The following is an 18008-nucleotide window of genomic DNA, read 5'->3' on the forward strand; positions in this document are numbered from 1 at the left end:
GAACGGCGAATCTACGCCTGCGCCACCAGCCAATCCCTGACCTTGCGGGCATTGTCGCTGAGCTCCCGGTTCTTCGGCCATATGACGTAGAATCCGATGCCGGTCCTCAGCACATGATCCGTCACTGGCACCAACAGTCCCGATGCCACGAGGCGCTCGACCAGATGCCGCCAGCCGAGCGAGATGCCTTGTCCCTCCATGACCGCCTGAATCACCAAGGCATAGTCATTGATGCGCAACCCGCGCTCGGCATTGCGGAGGCTGGTTCCTGCGGACGCGAACCATTCGTCCCAGTTCGGGGCCTCGCGGTAGGGCTCCTCGAGATGGATGAGCCGGTGCGTTGCCAGTTCCTCGACAGTCTTCGGCAGCCCAAATTTCGCCAGATAGTTGGGGCCTGCGACTGGGAAGATCTCCTCGTCAGAGAGCGACAGCGAATGATAGTCCGGCCAGTCGCGCGGCACGCCGCCGCGCACGCCGAGCGGGATGCCCTCGGCGATGATGTCGAGGTCGCGGTCGGCGGTCTGGATGCGCAGATCAACGCCAGGCAGTTCGTCGCGGAATTGCTGCAGGCGCGGCATCATCCAGAATGAGCCAAAGGCGGTCGATGCGGCCAGCGTGACATGGCCGCCGGTCGCCTGCAGGCGCAAATCCTCCGCCGACTTGCGGATATGCGACAGCCCTAGCGAGACGTCGGCATGGAAGCGCTCACCGGCCTCTGTCAGGAGAACCTGGCGGTGGCGGCGCTGGAATAGCTTGGCGCCGAGCTGCTCCTCCAGCCCGCGCACGGCATAGGAAACGGCGGCCTGCGTCATGCCGAGCTCCCGCCCGGCAGCGGTGAAACTCGATAGCCGCCCGGCGGCCTCGAAGACGATCAGGCTGCCGGCGGAGGGCAGCAGATGGCGCAGGCTTCGCATAAGCTCAGCTTATACAAGAGATCAGGATTTTCCAGCGTCACAGCTGCATTTTGTCTCTCTAGATTGATAGCCTCCTGGGAGGATGGAGTTTCCATGAACGCACCGGCCGTTGAAGTGACCGAACCTGCCCACCGTCGAGCGGGTGGCCGCCTGGGGCGCAAGGTGCTGCGGGGAATTCCCATGGCGTCTTTTCCGACCCTCGTCCGTAAGATCCCCGTCTATGAGATGGTTCCAGACGAGGCGGTGGAGCTCATCCACCAGGAGTCGCTCTCGATCCTCGAAGAGGTGGGATGCGAGTTCCGCGACGATGAAGCGATTGCACTGTGGAAAGCGGCGGGAGCCGATGTCTCGGAAACTCGTGTCCGGATCGACCGTGCGCTCCTGATGGAGCTTGTATCGAAGGTCCCGTCGGAGTTTACGCTCAATGCGAGGAATCCGCAGCGTACGGTGCGGGTAGGCGGCAACAACTCCATCTTCGTGCCGATGTACGGCGCGCCCTACGTGCGCGACCTCGATAACAACAGGCGCTACGGGACGCTCGCCGACCTGCAAAATTTCCACAAGCTCGCCTATATGGCGCCGGCGCTGCACTCCTCAAGCTCGGTCATCTGCGAGCCGATGGAAATTGCGGTGCCGAAACGCCACCTCCACATCATCCATTCGGCGCTGAAGCACTCGGACAAACCGTTCATGGGCATCGTGACGTCCAAGGAACGCGCCGAAGACACGATGGCTATGGCAGGCATCGTGTTCGGCGAGGACTATGTCCGCGACAACCCAGTGCTGGTGTCGATCACCAACTGCAATTCGCCGCTGGTGTGGGACGCCACCATGCTGGACGCGATGAAGGTCTATGCGCGCAGCAACCAGCCGCTCATCTTGGCGCCCTTCGCCCTTTGCGGCGCCTCGACCTCGGCCTCTGCCGTCGGAGCGGTGGCACAGGTCAATGCCGAAGCGCTGGCGGGCGTCGCGTTCACACAGTTGTTGCGTCCAGGGTCGCCGCAGCTCTACGGCCAGTTCATGGTCACGGTCGACATGAAAACCGGCGCTCCGATGGGCGGCACGCCTGAGGCGGCGCAGATGATGTATCTGATGGGAGCCCTGGCGCGGAAATACCGGCTGCCGTGGCGCACTTCGGGCTTCCATGTCGGCTCGAAGCTGAACGACGCTCAGGCGGGCTATGAGGCGAACATGCTGATGCATGCCGCCATCCTTGCCGGCGCCAACTACATCTGGCATTCCGCCGGATGGCTGGAGGCCGGTCTGAGCTGCGGCTATTCAAAATTCGCGACGGACTGCGAACAGCTTGTCGGCTGGTACAAATATGCCGGCGGGCTTCCGTTCGACGATTTCAAGGAGGCGATGGCGGCAGTCCGCGAGGTGGGCCCGCAGGGCCATTTCCTCGGCACTAAACACACACTCGAACATTTCGAGTCGGCCTTCTTCATACCCTCGATCATGGACTTCAATTCGTACGAACAGTGGAAGGCTGAAGGCGCAAAAGACCACGACACGCGTGGTCGCGAGAAGGCGCGCAACATGCTCGCGGATTATGAGGAACCGAAACTCGACGAGGGTGTCGCGGAGGGGCTGACGGATTTCATTGCGCGGCGCGAGGAGGCGCTGCCAAACAGCGTCAGTTGACGCGACGCACGAACAACTAACGGGAACAAAAAAGGGAGAAAAAAATGACATTCTTCAGAAGCAATGGCGACCGCGTGCCGGGCGCTATCGAGGCAATGGCGACAGAGACGCGTGCAGGGCGCATGGACCGGCGCGAATTCCTGGCGCTGGCCAGCGCCTTCGGCGCATCGACGGCTTTCGCCTACAGCATGATTGGCCTTGCCGCGCCGACCAAAGCCCTGGCCGATGAACCGAAAAAGGGCGGAACGCTGCGTGTCGCGATGTCGGTCAAGGCGCAGAAGGATCCGCGCACCTATGACTGGACCGAGATGGCAAACGTCACCCGGACCTGGCTTGAGCCGCTCGTCCGCTATACGCACCAGTTCACTTTCGAGCCGGTCCTCCTCGAAAGCTGGGACGTCAATGACGACGCCACCGAATACACACTGCATCTGCGCAAAGGCGTCACCTGGAACAATGGCGATGCTTTCAACGCCGATGACGTGGTCGCCAATCTGAACCGCTGGTGCGAGAAGGGTGCTTCAGGCAATTCCATGGCGGCACGCGTCGGCGCGCTGATCGACACAAAGACCGGCAAGGCGAAGGATGGCGCTATCACCAAGGTCGATGACCTCACGGTCAAGCTGAAGCTGGCCGAACCCGATATCGCGATCATACCGGGCTTCACCGACTATCCGGCGCTGGTCGTGCATCGCGACTTCGACAAGGATGGTGCCGACCCGATCAAGAAGCCAGTCGGTACCGGACCTTTCGAACTGGTGTCCTATGCTGTGGGTACGAAGGCGGTCGTCAAGCGTCGCGAGAACGGCAAGTGGTGGGGTGGCGAAACGCCACTCGACGGTGTCGAGTTCATCGACTACGGCACCGACTTCAACGCCACGCTGAATGCCTTCGAGTCCGGCGAGATCGACCTCGATTTCGAAACGCCGGCCGACTTCATCGACGCCCTCGACAAGATGGATCTGGTGAAATCGGAGGTCGCGACGGCGACCACGCTCGTTGCCCGCACCAACATCACCCACAAGCCCTATGACGACCAGCGGGTACGCAATGCGCTACAGATGGCCGTCGACAACAATGCCGTCATGCAGCTGGGCTACGCCGGGCTCGGCACGGTTGGCGAGAACCACCACGTCGCCCCGATCCATCCCGAATACTATCCGCTCCCCAAGAAGACGCGGGATGCTGCGGCCGCCAAGAAACTGATGGCGGATGCCGGGCAGGCCGACTTCGAGCATGAGTTGATCACCGTCGAGGACGAATGGCAGAAGAACACCGGCGATGCGATCGCCGGCCAATTGCGCGATGCCGGCATCAAGGTCAAGCGTACGGTGCTACCGGGTTCGACCTTCTGGAATGACTGGACGAAGTATCCATACTCGATGACCATCTGGTACATGCGGCCGCTGGGCGTCCAGGTGCTGGCGTTGGGATATCGCAGCGGCGAGGCCTGGAACGAAACGGCCTATGCCAACCCGGATTTCGACGCCAAGCTGAAGCAGGCGCTCTCGCTCGCCGATCCTGCCAAGCGCAAGGAGGTGATGAAGGACGTCGAGCAGATCCTGCAGGATTCCGGCGTCATCATCCAGCCGTTCTGGCAGAAGCTCTACTGCCACATGAGCAAGAAGGTGAAGAACTACGGAATGCACCAGACCTACGAAATGGACTTCCAGAACGTCTGGCTCGACGCCTGATATAACTCCCGAGACTTGCAAGCAATCGCCGCCGGCACCTCTGAAAAAGGTGCCGGCGGCCCGTAAACCACTGACAAGCAATTGGCGCAGGCACAATGTCCGACGACGAGATCATCCTTTCTGAACTTTCCGACGACGAGTTGGTGCAACAGATGCACGACGATCTCTATGACGGGCTGAAGGAAGAGATCGAGGAAGGCACCAACATCCTGCTGGAGCGCGGCTGGGTGCCTTACAAGGTGCTGACGGAAGCACTGGTCGAAGGCATGCGCATCGTCGGCGAGGATTTTCGCGACGGCATCCTGTTCGTTCCCGAAGTGCTGTTGTCGGCCAACGCCATGAAGGCCGGCATGTTCATCCTGCGTCCGCTGCTCGCCGCCACCGGCGCGCCCAAGCAGGGCAAGATGGTGATCGGCACCGTCAAGGGCGACATCCACGACATCGGCAAGAACCTCGTCGGCATGATGATGGAAGGCGCCGGCTTCGACGTCATCGACCTCGGCATCAACAATGCGGTCGAGAAATATCTCGATGCGATCGAAAAGCATCAGCCCGACATCATCGGCATGTCGGCGCTTTTGACCACGACCATGCCCTACATGAAGGTCGTCATCGACACGATGAAGGAAAAGGGCATTCGCGACGACTATGTCGTGCTGGTTGGCGGCGCGCCGCTCAACGAGGAATTCGGCAAGGCCGTCGGCGCCGACGCCTATTGCCGCGATGCCGCTGTGGCGGTCGAGACCGCCAAGGACTTCATGAAGCGCAAGCACAACGTCCGCGCTTGAGCACTACAGTTCGATCCAGCTTTGTGGCCGAGAGCGCCGTCATGCACCGTGATGGCAAGATGGCCCGAATCGCTTGGCTCGAAGGGAGCTAAGGCCCCGTATGCGTATCGAGTCTATCAAAGTCTATCAGATGTCTCTGCCTGTCAAAGGCGGTGCCTACCGGATGGCCAGCGATACCGTGCAGGATCTGGACAGCACGCTCGTTGAAGTGACCGCCGAGGACGGGCTGTCAGGCTGGGGTGAGACTTGCCCGGTCGGCCCTGTTTATCAGCCCCAACATGCTCTGGGCGCGAGAGCCGCAATTGCCGAAATAGCACCTGGGCTCGTTGGCAAGGACACTACGTCGATGCGGCGCCTCGCGAAGAGAATTGACGAGCGGTTGAACGGTCACAACTATGCCAAGGCGGCTCTCGATATAGCTCTCCTCGACCTCGCCGGCCAACGGCTGGGCGTTCCGGTTTCGACACTTCTGGGCGGAGCGCTCACCGACCGTGTGCCGTCCTACTACTCGACTATTGTCGGGGAACCGGACGAGACCGCGCGCATTGCCGTCGACAAGGTCAAGGCCGGATACCCACGGCTTCAGATCAAGATCGGCGGACGGGATCTCGAACAAGACGTCGCCACCGTGCACAAGGTATGGGAAGCGGTTGGCTTCAAGGCCCGGATAGCCGTCGACGCCAATCGTGGCCTCACCACCGCGGCGGCGCTGCACATCGATCGGCTTTGCCAGGCAATCCCGTTCGTGTTCGAACAGCCTTGTAACACCATGGAGGAAGTCGCGAGCCTCAAGGGACGCGTTACCCACCCGGTCTACCTCGACGAGAATACCGAGGATTTGAATGCCGTCCTGCGGGCAGTTTCTTCAGGTATCGCGGACGGATTCGGATTGAAGGTGACCCGCCTTGGCGGCCTCACCAAGATGGTCACGGTCCGCGACCTGTGTGCGATACGATCTCTTCCGCACAGTTGTGACGACGCCTGGGGTGGGGACGTCATCGCCGCAGCATGCGTGCACCTTGCCGCTACCGTCGAGCCGAGACGCTTTGAGGGCGCCTGGATCGCACAGGAATACATCGAAGGGCATACCGATCCCGTAAATCCCATCGTCATCGAAAACGGGCATATACGCGTCCCCCAGATGCCAGGGCTTGGTGTCAAACCTGAGCGCTCCCGACTCGGAGCGCCGATTGCGACTTTCGGAGGCTGAGGATCCTGTGATGCTCGCGGCGATTGTATCTGGCCAGTATCGTCGGCAATTGCGAACCTCCAGAACATGTGGCGGGGCATCCGAGGCTGTCGCCGTAGGGCTTCATGAGCCGCAAAAAAACCGGTATGCAGGATGCGTGGTGTTGGTTGCTTCTAGCCATCAAACCCGGAGATTCTGCATGAGACTGACAGTGCTCCTTGCCGCCCTTGCGACAGCCTTACCCGCAACCGCCTTCGCCGGACCGGCATCCGACGCCGTGAAGTTCTTCTATGTTCCGGCGGTCAAATTCGAGGCCGATGCACAATACCGGAATCGCTTCACCGAGCCGGTGACGAAACTGTTCGATCTCAACGATCAGGCGACCAAGAAGAATCCCGACGAGGTCGCCTGTATCGACTTCGATCCTGGTCTTGACGCGCAGGATTTTGACCAGAAAACGGTCTCCAAGACCCTGAAACTGTCCGAGACAGTGGATGGCGACACCGCGCAGGTGGTGGCGAATTTAAGGCTTTTTCCGGACGGAGACGATTCGCAACGCGAAATGCACTGGTCGCTGAAGAAGGTCGATGGCAAGTGGAAGATATCGGACATTGCCTCGAAGACCAGCGACTGGACGCTGAGCCAGCTCGCATGCATGGCGGGCCAGGATCCGGAGTGACGCCATGGGTCTCGGCCGTTCCGGTCGGGGCGTCGAATCGGGGGATTCATGTCGGTGTTTGCCGTCCCTGACGCGCCGAGCCTGCTAAATTTCGTGGAACGTCAAGCACCTCGACTGTAGTGTGACCGCGATGTAACAAAGGCAAGATGGCGGCTGCGTAGCTTGCCGGATCGCCGTTCACACCAGAAATACAAATTGGCGATTCGGTTTTGACGTCACGTTGCTTTCGGCGAGGCAACGCGCTAGACTTCCTCCGCTTGGTTGTGAACGAATATCTTGTTCCATTTAGGGGGAATGATCATGAAAATTCTAGGATACCTATTATCTTCGCTGCTTCTCGCTTTGGTAATGGCGGTGACCGCCACGCCAGCTTCCGCGCAAGCGGTCCGGACATGGGTCTCTGGTGTTGGAGATGACGCCAATCCCTGCAGCCGCACCGCGCCTTGCAAAACGTTCGCCGGCGCTATTTCGAAGACCGCCGCCGGCGGCGAAATCAACTGCATCGATCCGGGTGGCTTTGGTGCTGTGACGATCACCAAGGCGATAACGATCGCCTGTGAGGATGTCGAGGCGGGCATAACGAATGGCGGGACGAACGGCGTGATCGTCAATGCCGGTGCGGCCGACGTCGTCATTCTTCGCGGCCTCGATATCGACAGCGCGACCGCCACGCCTGGCCTCAACGGCGTTCGGTTTCTTGCCGGCGCTGCTTTGCACATCGAGGAATGCGTTATTCGTGACCACGGCGGTGCGGCGCCCAACGGCAACGGTATCTTGTTCTCGCCGACGGGGACGGCCGAACTCTATGTCACAAACTCGTACATCACCGGTAATGGCGCCGACGGCGTCCATATCCAGCCGACGGCAGCTGGCGTTGCCAAGGTTGTCATCGCTGGCTCTTCGATCCAGAACAATGGTCTTGCTGGAGTGAAGGCGGATGGCACCAGCAACACCGGCGGCTCCAACACAACTATTGTGAACAGCAGTGTCTCGGGCAATACCAATGCCGGTATCAGCATCCTGAATCCGGTCGGTGGGCCGGCCATCAACATCATGGTCGACGACGTTGCCGTGGCCAACAACGGTGCGGCTGGCGGCCTGCGCGTCGTCGAAGGGGCCAACGCAAACATCCGCGTCGGTCGCTCGACCATCTCCGGCAACACCACCGGAACGGCCGTCGTCAATGGCGGCGTGATTTCGTCCTATGGCAACAACGAGATCAACGGCAACACCAGTGATGGGCCAAATCCGCCCGTCATTCCATTGCACTGAAATGACCTGATGTGGCTCGCTTGGCGCGATACCGATCGCGCTAAGCGGGCAATTTGAATGGCGTGGCCTTGTCTACGCCAACAAACTCTGCATGGTTCTAGGTCAGGCCCGAAAGTTGCGTGGCTGGATGTCCAGCCAATCGAATGCATGCCAATCGCAAAGCATGACTGGCCAAAGCCTTGGTGACGTTATGGCCCGTTTCTGTCTTCTGGCATTGTCGGTTTCTTTCATACTGGCGTCGGGTTTGAATGGCACGCCTGCGCAAGGGTTGTTTGGCGCCCCCCCGGCAAACGCTCCGGCTGACGGCGCGCCCTCGGTTGGCGCTCCTGCAGACAGCGGGGCGCCGCCCGCCAACGCACCGGGCGGTGCGGCAGAGCCGGCAACGCCGCCGGTTGCATGGCCGCCCAGCCAACCTGCCGCGCCCATCCAGGCTGGATCGCCGACCGCGGTGGTGCGGTCGTTCTACGATCAGGTCGGCCTGGAGATCGATCCGGCGCAGCGCGGCCATTTCATAGATCCGGCGAAAACCGTGCTCGACAAGAGCGACGCGCTGCGCAAATCCGGACAGGGCGAATGTCTCGATCCCAACATGGCGCTGGACAATGCCGATTACGACAAGGGCGAGATCGACAAGAGCCTGAAGACGCTCGAAGCGATCAATGGCGACCAGGCCAAGGTCATCGTCGCCTTCGTCGTCGCCGGCAACCCGCACCGTCTTGAATGGAAGCTCAAAAAGGTCGACGGCGACTGGAAGATATCGGACCTGCTGTCGGTGACCGGCGAGTGGGCGCTCAGCCAGTATCAGTGCGAATGAGGGCCGAACTAGCCGCGCCCACGATAGGGTGCCACACCGGTGTCGGGCAGCCAGGCGCCTTCCGGCGGCGCGCCGGTTTGCCAGAACACATCGATCGGAATGCCGCCGCGCGGATACCAATAGCCGCCTATGCGCAACCACAGCGGCTTGGTTGCTGCCACGATGCGGCGGCCGATCATGACGGTACAATCTTCATGGAAGGCGCCATGGTTGCGAAACGAGGTCATGAACAGCTTCAGCGACTTCGATTCCACCAAAGCCGCATCGGGTGCGTAGTCGATGACGATATGGGCGAAATCCGGCTGGCCGGTCACCGGGCACAGCGAGGTGAATTCCGGGCAGGTGAAGCGCACGATCGCCGGCGGACCGTCGCCGCGCGAAAAAGGCACGGTCTCCAGGACTGCTGCTTCGGGGCTCCGTGGCGTCTCGACGTAGGCGCCGAGCTGGGTAAGGGTTTTGGTATCGATCATGAGCGGGATCTCTTTCAATTTTCGCCGCTCCTTAGCACCGGACCGAAAAGTGCGCAGCGATTTTCGGACGAATCCGGTGCTTAAATAGGAACCGGGCAGTGCATGCTGCTCCACACAATTGAAACAGCAGGAAGACGATGACCTCCAACGACCCGCTTCTACAGCCCTACCAGCTCAAGCATCTGACGCTGAAGAACCGGGTGATGTCGACCAGCCACGAGCCGGCCTATTCCGAGGACGGCATGCCGAAACAACGCTACCGGCTCTATCATGCCGAGAAGGCCAAGGGCGGTATGGCGCTGACCATGACAGCCGGCTCGGCCATCGTTTCACGCGACAGTCCCGCGGCCTTCGGCAATCTGCATGTCTATGACGACCGCATCGTGCCGTGGCTGGCCGAACTCGCTGAGGCCTGCCACGAGCATGACTGCAAGGTGATGATCCAGATCACCCATCTCGGCCGCCGCACCGGCTGGAACAAGGCCGACTGGTTGCCGGTGCTGTCCGCCTCGCCGGTGCGCGAGCCGGCGCACCGCGCTTTCCCAAAAACCATCGAGGACTGGGACATAGAGCGCATCGTCGCCGACTATGCTTCGGCCGCCCAGCGCTGCCAGGCCGCCGGCCTCGACGGCATCGAGTTCGAAGCCTACGGCCATCTGATGGATGGCTTCTGGTCGCCCGCCACCAATCATCGTGACGACGCCTATGGCGGCTCGCTCGACAACCGCCTGCGCTTCACCAACATGGTGCTGGATGCCGTGCGCGCGGCGGTCGGCGAAAAATTTGTCGTCGGCATCCGCATGGTCGCCGACGAGGACTTCGAGAAAGGCCTGTCGAAGGAGGAAGGCGTCGAGATCGCTAGGCAGCTGGCCGCCTCCGGCAAGGTCGATTTCCTCAACATCATCCGCGGTTCGATCGAAAGCGACGCGGCATTGACCAAGGTCATCCCGGTGACCGGTATGCGGTCTTCGCCGCATCTCGATTTCGCCGGCGAGGTGAGGGCGGCGACGAAGTTCCCGACCTTCCACGCGGCGCGCATTTCCGATGTCGCCACCGCGCGTCATGCGATCGCGACGGGCAAGCTCGACATGGTCGGCATGACCCGCGCGCATATCGCCGATCCGCACATCATCAAAAAGGTGATGGAGGGCCGCGAGCACGAGATCCGCCCCTGTGTCGGCGCCACCTATTGTCTCGACCGCATCTATGAAGGCGGCGAAGCGCTGTGCGTCCACAATGCGGCGACCGGCCGCGAGGCCGAGATTCCGCACATCATCGTCAAGACCGAAGGGCCGAAGCGGAAAGTCGTCGTCATCGGCGCTGGCGCCGGCGGACTGGAGGCGGCGCGTGTCGCAGCCGAGCGCGGCCATCAAGTCACGATCCTGGAGGCATCGTCGCAAGCGGGCGGCCAGGTGCGTCTGGCGACCCAGAACCCGCGCCGCAAGGAGCTGATCGGCATCATCGACTGGCGTCTGGCCGAACTCGACCGGCTCGGCGTCGAAATCCGCTACGACACCTGGGCGGAGCAGGACGATGTTCTGGCGCTGGCGCCCGATGTGGTGATCGTTGCCACCGGCGGCCTGCCGCAGAACCCGCCGCTGACGGCGGGCGACAATCTCGTCACGTCGAGTTGGGACATCATGGCCGGCAGCGTCAAGCCGGCCGAGAGCGTTCTGCTCTTTGACGACAATGGCGGCCATCAGGGCATGGGCGCGGCCGAGTTGATCGCAAATGCGGGCTCAAGGCTGGAACTGGTTTCGCCGGAGCGTTTCTTCGCCCCCGAAATGGGCGGCATGAACCACGTGCCATATATGCGCGCCTTCCAGGAAAAGGGCGTCACCATCACCATCAACACGCGCCTGCGCTCGGTGCGGCGCGAGGGCAATCAACTGGTCGCCGAACTTGCTTCGGATTTTGCCGATGGTTGGCGCGGCGAGCGCAGGGTTGACCAGGTGGTGGTCGAGCATGGCACGGCGCCGCTCGACGATCTTTACCTCAGCCTGAAACCGCTGTCGAAGAACGGTGGCGCGGTGGATTACGAGCGACTGGTGAACGGTGGCGACATTTTCCCGGCACGCAATCCCGAAGCGGGCTTCGTGCTGCTGCGCATCGGCGATGCGGTCGCGTCACGCAACATCCATGCCGCCATATATGACGGGATCAGGTTCGGCCTGCGGATCTGATCCACGGCCCGCTCACGCCGGCATGTTGAACGGCGTGATGATCTGGATGTTGGGTGCTCCCGGCGCGACCGATTTCGGCAACGCGCCCTGTGCCCGCATGATGTGGACGCAAGCCGTGCGCATGTCTTGCCTGAGATCGTGATGCAGCACGGCCGAAATGCGTCGGCTTCGCAGCAGGTCGAGATTGTCGGCGTCGAGATCGTGGCCGATGAACACCCCGCAGGGCCGCTTCATTTCGGCGAATGCCTGCACGATGGAGGCATTTCCGCCGCCGATGGAATATACGGCTGCTATCTCGGGATGATTTGTCAGCGCGGTGCGGACCAACTCGCCCGTCGCGCGATCGATGCCGTGCCCTTCGCTGATGTCGACGATCCCAAGATCGGGAAGGTTTTCGCGCAAGGCGCGGCGAAAGCCGATTTCGCGCTCCTCCTCGCCCCGGAACCGGTTGCTGCTCAAAGTGACCAGGACATCGGCACGACGTCCGCCAAGCCATGCGCCGATCAGATAGGCAGCCGTTTCCCCGGCGGCGCGGTTGTCGACGCCGACATAGGCCAGCCTCCGGCTGTTCGGCAGATCGGTGACCAGCGTCACAACAGGTATTCCCGACTGAACGACCCGATCCACAGCGGCCGCTATCTCCGGAATATCAGGTGCCTTGAGGAAAATGCCGTTGCTGCCGCGGCGGGCAATCGCGTCGAGCAGGGAGACGGTGTTCGCTGCCGCTCGCATTTCGGCAAGGTGGTAGCGTGCCCGAAACACTGCCGGATGCAGGCCCGGCATCTCGGCCTCCAGCGCCGCACGCACCGCCTCGGTGAAGCGCACCGGAGCCTCCATGACGAGATCGAGAATGAATTTGCGGCCGGACAGGCCGAGCTGGGAGCGTTGCGTTTCCAGTTCGCGGATCGCCTGCTCGATGCGGCGAACGGTGTGCTGACGCACGCCGCTGCGCCGATGCAGGACACGGTCGACCGTGGCGATGCTGACGCCGGCCTGCTGGGCAATGTCCTTCACCGGGAATGGATGTGACATTAGCAGTCTCGATCCGATGAGGTGTTTTTGAGGTGTTTCAGCGATATGCCACCTCTCAGCCGGAGCTATACTTCCGCCATCCAGTCGAAACAAGACCATGGGGAGGATGCCGTGAAGGCCGATAATTTTGCCAAGCTCAGATCCGATCGTGTCTGGCTAACCGCCGATATGTGCAGCATCGACGATTTTGCGGCGTTCACGCAACGGACCACAAATCTGGCGGACTATCCGTTCGCGTCCGAGGTGCAGAAGAACGTCCTGATCTACGACGGTGCCGCGGTTCGCGCGGCCGCTGTCGATCCGGCCCGGCGCAAGGTGCTTCTCGCCGAGTGGGTCGAGGCGATGACCGACGGCCCAGGTGTCGTCGTCTTTCGCGGCGCTTTCGAAGATGTGGCTCCAGTCGATGCCGCCACCGAGGCTTTCAACGCCATCATCGCCGAGGAGCGCGCGGCCGGGGCAGGCGGCGGCGATCATTTTGCCAAGCCCGGCGCCAACGACCGGGTGTGGAATGCGCTGGAAAAGCTTTGCCTGCGCGACCCCGCAACCTTTGCCGCCTATTACGGCAACGATATTATCGCGCTGATATCGGAAGCCTGGCTCGGCCCGGCCTATCAATTCACATCGCAGGTGAACAATGTCAGGCCGGGTGGCGCGTCCCAGTCGGCGCACCGGGATTATCATCTCGGCTTCCAGACCGCATCGGTCATCGAACGCTACCCGGTCCATGTCCATCGGATTTCGCCGGTGCTGACGCTGCAGGGCGCCGTCGCTCATTGCGACATGCCGGTGGAAAGCGGTCCTACGCTTTACCTGCCTTATTCGCAGACCTATCTGGCTGGATACCTGGCGATGAACCGTCCCGAGTTTCAGACCTATTTCACCGAGCATCATGTTCAACTGCCCTTGAAGAAAGGTGATGCGGCGTTCTTCAATCCAGCGCTGTTTCATGCCGCCGGCACCAACCGGTCCGCCGACATCCAGCGCATGGCGAACCTGTTGCAGGTGTCATCAGCCTATGGCCGCGCCATGGAGAGTGTGGACCGGACCCGCATGAGCGCGACCCTCTATCCAATTGTCCAGCGCATGCTGGGCGATGGCAGCCTGACTAGGCAGGCAGCGGAGAATGCCATAGCGTCGTCGGCGGAAGGCTATTCCTTTCCGACCAATCTTGATCGCGACCCGCCGCTCGGCGGCCTTGCGCCGGAAACACAGCAGGCGCTTTTCCATCGTGCACTGGATGCGGGATGGGAGCCTGCGGTCTTCGTGGCGGCACTCGAGAAACAGGCCCGCAAGAAGCTGACCTGAGAAAGGCAGCTGCTGCAAATTCGCACCGCTGGTGGCGCGCGGCCAAGCCTGCGTACGAGAGCCCGTGTACGTTGGCCTGACCGCGCGCCCGCACGTCACTGGCTCGATGCCAGACAACGTACGATCTCGTGAGGTGGTGCTGCGGCTCAGAACATCCTGGCGACAGCCATGCACAGCACCGTGATGGCCAGCAGCCGCGCGGCAATGCGTTCGCCCGTCGCCATTCTCGCGCGCAGTTGCGTTTCGGTTTCCGCATTGGCGCCGGCAAGCTGCCGGCTGGGCGCCCTGACCATGGCGCCGAGCACGCCGGCGGCGGCGAAGGCGGTCAGAATGCCGAGCGCCAGTACCATCTCTGTCGAGCCAAAATAGCCGCCGTGGAAGAAATACCACAGCAGTGCCCCAGTCAGGAAAACCATGCCGGCGGCGCCCAACTGTGGCCGGATGAAACGCTCGGCCCGGATCTCGGGATCGCGCGCCAGCGTGACCGTGGTGCCGGCCCAGAATACGCCTGCCAGGACATGAAGACCGATGACGACGATGTAGACATATTGCATACCGGCTCTCCTCTTTCGCCCGCTGGTGCTCTAATAGTTAGATATCTAACTGTTAGATGTCAATGTATAAACGCGGGCCTGTTCCATCTGTGGAAAACACCGTCTAGTGTCTTGCGATGACGCCCTTTGAACGCCCGCCAGTCGGCATGAATCTCGGCCGCACCGCCAAGCTCGTTGCCCAGGCCTTCGACGCCGCTCTGGTCGAGGCCGGCGGCACATTGCCGGTCTGGCTGACATTGTTGTCGGTTAAGTCGAATGGACTAGCCAACCAGCGCGAGCTTGCCAGCATGATCGGCATCCAGGGCGCGACGCTCACCCACCACCTCAACGCGATGGAGGCGCAGGGCCTGCTGACCCGGCGCCGCGATCCCGTCAACCGCCGGGTTCATCTGGTCGAATTGACGGAGGCGGGAGAAGCACTGTTCGAGAAATTGCGACAAGCCGCACTTGTCTTCGACAAGCGGCTTCGCACCGGACTGCCCGACGAGCGTCTGGCGGAGTTTGCGCAGGTGCTGGCGGCATTGCGGGACAATGTTGAAGGCTAGAAGAGCCGACCCATGGGCTCAGTCATAGCTCTGGATCGCTCCAAACGCATAGTGGCGCAGCTTCAGCGCGGTGATCAGGTTGGTGAGCTGCGTCTTGCCGTCAAAACTGTCCTGGAACATCTCGTCATGCATCAAGAGGATCAGCTCGCCCGGCTTGGCGAAGCGGCCATAGCCGAACAGATGATCGATCTCGCTGACCAGATGATCGACGCTCTGTACCGGCTCGCCGCTGTCCTTGTGCACCCATTCGTGGTCCCAGCCGTAGAGATAGAAGCCGGAAGCCGCCACGAACTCGTAGTCGGGGTCCTCGCGGCCGGCTTGTGCCTGCCCGAGCGAGTTGTCGTTCTTTGACATCGAAGGCAGCCGGAACACATCGCGCCCCGGCAGGCGCGCATGCACCGCGGGCTTCAGGCCCAGCACGGCATTCGCCATGAGCATGTCGGCAACCACCCCTTCCGTATCGCTGTAGAAGTGCCGGTAGTGATTGTAGGCGTGGCTGTAGCTGTGGTTGCCGATCGTCACCAGCGGCATCGCCTTGGCGCGCCGCACCAGCGCCTTGTTGGATGCGCTGGCCTCGGCATGCATGCCGACCATGAACAGCGTTGCCGGAACCTGTTCTGCCGCCAGCACGTCGAGAATGTTGCTGGTGCCGTTCAGCGGGCCATCGTCGAAGGTGAGATAGATGGTGCGATCCGCCCCATGGGCGGGCCAAGCGGACATCAACATGGCCGCCAGGACAAACCGAATGAATGTCATAAGCCGCACGATCCGGTTGTTATCGCGACAGGCCGCCATTTCGGCAGCTGGTTGTCAAGCCGGGCTGAATTCTGCCTAAGACAGGCTGCCCTGCAGGACCCGCAGTTTAGCCTTCTTCGGCATGCGGGCGGTCAGCCATTCCAGCGCCGTGTCCTGCGGCATCGGGAAGGCGATGGAATAGCCCTGTACCTGGTCGCAGCCGATCGCCATCAGCGAGTCGAGTTCGGCCTCGGTCTCAGCACCCTCGGCAACGATGGAGATGCCGAGGCCGCGAGCAAGCTCGGTGATGGCGCGCACGATCTTCGAATTGTCGCCATTCTCGTGGATGTTCTGGACGAAGCGCCGGTCGATCTTGAGCCGGTCGATCTCGTTGGGATTGACGTGGCTGAGCGAGGCATAGCCGGTGCCGAAATCATCGAGTTCCAGATGGACGCCGGCGGCCCTGATGTGACGCAGCTTTGCCGCGATGCCTGTCTTCTCGTCGTCCAGAATGACAGATTCGACGATTTCCAGCGATAGTTTCTGCGGCGGCAGTCCGGCCTTTTCCAGCGTCTCGAACAGAAACGCATCGAAATCGTGCTCGCGCAGTTCGGTGCCCGAGACATTGACGGCGAGCCGGCCGAAGGCAATCCCGGCACGGTTCCATTCGGCTGCCTCGTTGATCGCCTTGCCGATCACGATGCGGCCGATCTCCGGCATGAAGCCGCATTTCTCGGCGACCGGAATGAATTCGCCCGGCGAGATCATGCCGCGCTCGTGATGGTTCCATCGCACCAGGGCTTCGATGCCGCTGATGGTGCCGTCGGTCAGGGAAACCTGCGGCTGGAAATAGACCTGGAATGCCCGCTCGGCGATGGCGACCTTGATGTCATGCTCGAGTTGCTTGCGGTAGTCGAGCTCGCGGCGCAGTTCCTCGGAGAAGAACGAGAAATTGCCGCCGCCCATTTTCTTGGCGGAATAAAGTGCCAGATCGGCATGGACGAGCAGGTCCTGCGCATTGTCGGCATCGATCGGATAGACGGCGATGCCTCCGCTGGCGCCCGGCAGAATTGTGGTGCCCTGGAAGACGATCGGCTCGTTGATATGCGCCAGGATGCGCCGTGCGAGCATGTTGATGTCTTCGGTGCTGCCCGCTCCGTTGAGGATCATCACGAATTCGTCGCCACCGAGCCGCGCGCACAGATCCGACGCCCGGCAGGAATCGCGCATGCGCTGTGCCGTCACCACCAGGACATAGTCGCCGGCGGCGTGGCCGAGCGTATCGTTGATCTGCTTGAAGCGGTCGAGGTCGAGCTGGACGACAGCCAGGCGTTCGCGCCGCCGGTGCGCGCCCTTGATCAGCGTCTCGAAATGATCGGTCAGGAAGGTGCGGTTGTGCAGGCCGGTCAGGCCGTCATGAACCGCGATGAAGGCCATGGAATTGCGCGCATCGACCAGCTCACGCGTCTTGCGCAGGATCGCGTTGGACATCGGCCTGAAGATGAACAGCGCCACCAGCAGGATGACGCCGAGTGTGGCGTAGAACAGCGTGCGGTGGAGGGCCAGCAGCTTTTCGGAGCGCTCGTCGGCCTCGGCGCTGATACGCTGGCCAAGGGCTGCATAGCCCGACAAGGTGGCATTGGCGACCGAGGCATCGAGGTTGACGCGCTCGGCGCCGCCTTTGTAGCCTTCATTGTCGACATGGTTGAGTTGTGATTCAAGGGCCGAGATCAGACGGTCGCCATTGGCGATCAGCCCGACCGAGAAATAGTCGAGATGGAACGGTTTGGCGAAAAGCACGCTCTCGATCGATTTCGGATCGAGCTTGGCTTGCGATTGCGGATCTGCCCCCGTCTGCTTGAGCAGCAGATCGTAGTTGATCTCGAACTCCGCCGTGGCCTGTTTGAGCGCGCTGACCAGCGCCGGCTGTTTGTCGCGCGAGGCGGCACCCGTTGCGCTGGCAAGGAAGACGATGCGCTGTGACAGCGTCTTCTGCGTGCCGACGATGTCGAGCAAGGTGTTATTCTGCTGCTGCGTGGCCATCGTCTGCTGCAGCAGGACGAAGGAGGCCGCCACCATGGCGGCAATGATCAGCAGCGCCAGCCAATAGCCGGCCTTGATCAGCAGGATAAGCTTGCCTGAAACGCTATGCACCGGCTGCTGCTGCGACATGTTCGGGGGCGGCCCTCT

The 18008-nt window shown here is 61.7% G+C and carries 16 protein-coding genes; 10 read left to right on the forward strand and 6 right to left on the reverse strand.

Annotated features, from left to right (window positions below; genetic code table 11):
* Window positions 1-11: 11 nt before the first annotated feature.
* A complete protein-coding gene (locus AC1D05_RS01070; protein WP_477437418.1) occupies window positions 12-914 on the reverse strand; it encodes a LysR substrate-binding domain-containing protein in 903 nt (300 codons plus the stop codon).
* A gap of 93 nt (window positions 915-1007) precedes the next feature.
* Here AC1D05_RS01070 and AC1D05_RS01075 point away from each other — a divergent pair, with 93 nt between their 5' ends.
* From AC1D05_RS01075 to AC1D05_RS01105, 7 genes are all read left to right on the forward strand, one after another.
* On the forward strand, window positions 1008-2558 hold the full coding sequence (locus AC1D05_RS01075) for a trimethylamine methyltransferase family protein (RefSeq protein WP_477438118.1): 1551 nt from the start codon (window positions 1008-1010) through the stop codon (window positions 2556-2558).
* A 44-nt stretch (window positions 2559-2602) separates the two neighbouring features.
* On the forward strand, window positions 2603-4252 hold the full coding sequence (locus tag AC1D05_RS01080; RefSeq protein ID WP_477437420.1) for an ABC transporter substrate-binding protein: 1650 nt from the start codon (window positions 2603-2605) through the stop codon (window positions 4250-4252).
* 95 nt (window positions 4253-4347) lie between these two features.
* Window positions 4348-5040: a corrinoid protein gene (locus AC1D05_RS01085; protein WP_477219161.1), complete on the forward strand. Its 693-nt coding sequence runs from the start codon at window positions 4348-4350 to the stop codon at window positions 5038-5040.
* Between the two features lie 100 nt (window positions 5041-5140).
* Complete coding sequence (locus AC1D05_RS01090; protein WP_477437422.1) at window positions 5141-6250, forward strand: mandelate racemase/muconate lactonizing enzyme family protein; 1110 nt, start codon at window positions 5141-5143, stop codon at window positions 6248-6250.
* 178 nt (window positions 6251-6428) lie between these two features.
* Window positions 6429-6908, forward strand: coding sequence for a DUF3828 domain-containing protein (locus AC1D05_RS01095; RefSeq protein ID WP_477438120.1), 480 nt, complete (start codon window positions 6429-6431; stop codon window positions 6906-6908).
* 300 nt (window positions 6909-7208) lie between these two features.
* The gene (locus AC1D05_RS01100) at window positions 7209-8180 is read left to right on the forward strand and encodes a right-handed parallel beta-helix repeat-containing protein (protein ID WP_477437424.1); all 972 of its coding nucleotides are present in this window, start codon (window positions 7209-7211) and stop codon (window positions 8178-8180) included.
* 190 nt (window positions 8181-8370) lie between these two features.
* A complete protein-coding gene (locus AC1D05_RS01105) occupies window positions 8371-8994 on the forward strand; it encodes a YqhG/Tai3 family protein (RefSeq protein ID WP_477437426.1) in 624 nt (207 codons plus the stop codon).
* 8 nt (window positions 8995-9002) lie between these two features.
* On the opposite strand, the gene queF is transcribed toward AC1D05_RS01105, so the two are convergent.
* Window positions 9003-9464: a preQ(1) synthase gene (gene queF / locus AC1D05_RS01110; protein WP_477437428.1), complete on the reverse strand. Its 462-nt coding sequence runs from the start codon at window positions 9462-9464 to the stop codon at window positions 9003-9005.
* Window positions 9465-9601: 137 nt separating this feature from the next.
* Here queF and AC1D05_RS01115 point away from each other — a divergent pair, with 137 nt between their 5' ends.
* Window positions 9602-11647 (forward strand): oxidoreductase, encoded by a 2046-nt coding sequence (locus tag AC1D05_RS01115; RefSeq protein WP_477437430.1) that lies wholly within the window; start codon window positions 9602-9604, stop codon window positions 11645-11647.
* Window positions 11648-11659: 12 nt separating this feature from the next.
* Here AC1D05_RS01115 and AC1D05_RS01120 read toward each other — a convergent pair whose 3' ends face one another.
* Window positions 11660-12679, reverse strand: coding sequence for a LacI family DNA-binding transcriptional regulator (locus AC1D05_RS01120; protein WP_477437432.1), 1020 nt, complete (start codon window positions 12677-12679; stop codon window positions 11660-11662).
* Between the two features lie 111 nt (window positions 12680-12790).
* On the opposite strand from AC1D05_RS01120, the gene AC1D05_RS01125 reads away from it, so the two are divergent.
* Window positions 12791-13984, forward strand: a complete 1194-nt coding sequence (locus AC1D05_RS01125; RefSeq protein WP_477437434.1) for a phytanoyl-CoA dioxygenase family protein — start codon at window positions 12791-12793, stop codon at window positions 13982-13984.
* Window positions 13985-14130: 146 nt separating this feature from the next.
* Here AC1D05_RS01125 and AC1D05_RS01130 read toward each other — a convergent pair whose 3' ends face one another.
* Window positions 14131-14538 (reverse strand): hypothetical protein, encoded by a 408-nt coding sequence (locus tag AC1D05_RS01130; RefSeq protein WP_477437436.1) that lies wholly within the window; start codon window positions 14536-14538, stop codon window positions 14131-14133.
* A 116-nt stretch (window positions 14539-14654) separates the two neighbouring features.
* Here AC1D05_RS01130 and AC1D05_RS01135 point away from each other — a divergent pair, with 116 nt between their 5' ends.
* Window positions 14655-15083, forward strand: a complete 429-nt coding sequence (locus tag AC1D05_RS01135; RefSeq protein WP_477437438.1) for a MarR family winged helix-turn-helix transcriptional regulator — start codon at window positions 14655-14657, stop codon at window positions 15081-15083.
* A gap of 18 nt (window positions 15084-15101) precedes the next feature.
* Here AC1D05_RS01135 and AC1D05_RS01140 read toward each other — a convergent pair whose 3' ends face one another.
* Both AC1D05_RS01140 and AC1D05_RS01145 read right to left on the reverse strand, forming a co-directional pair.
* Window positions 15102-15803: a polysaccharide deacetylase family protein gene (locus AC1D05_RS01140; protein ID WP_477437440.1), complete on the reverse strand. Its 702-nt coding sequence runs from the start codon at window positions 15801-15803 to the stop codon at window positions 15102-15104.
* Between the two features lie 111 nt (window positions 15804-15914).
* Entirely contained in the window at window positions 15915-17990 is a 2076-nt protein-coding gene (locus tag AC1D05_RS01145) for a putative bifunctional diguanylate cyclase/phosphodiesterase (RefSeq protein ID WP_477437441.1), read from the reverse strand.
* Window positions 17991-18008 lie beyond the last annotated feature (18 nt).

It is taken from the genome of Mesorhizobium sp. P2_E9 (assembly GCF_056403815.1).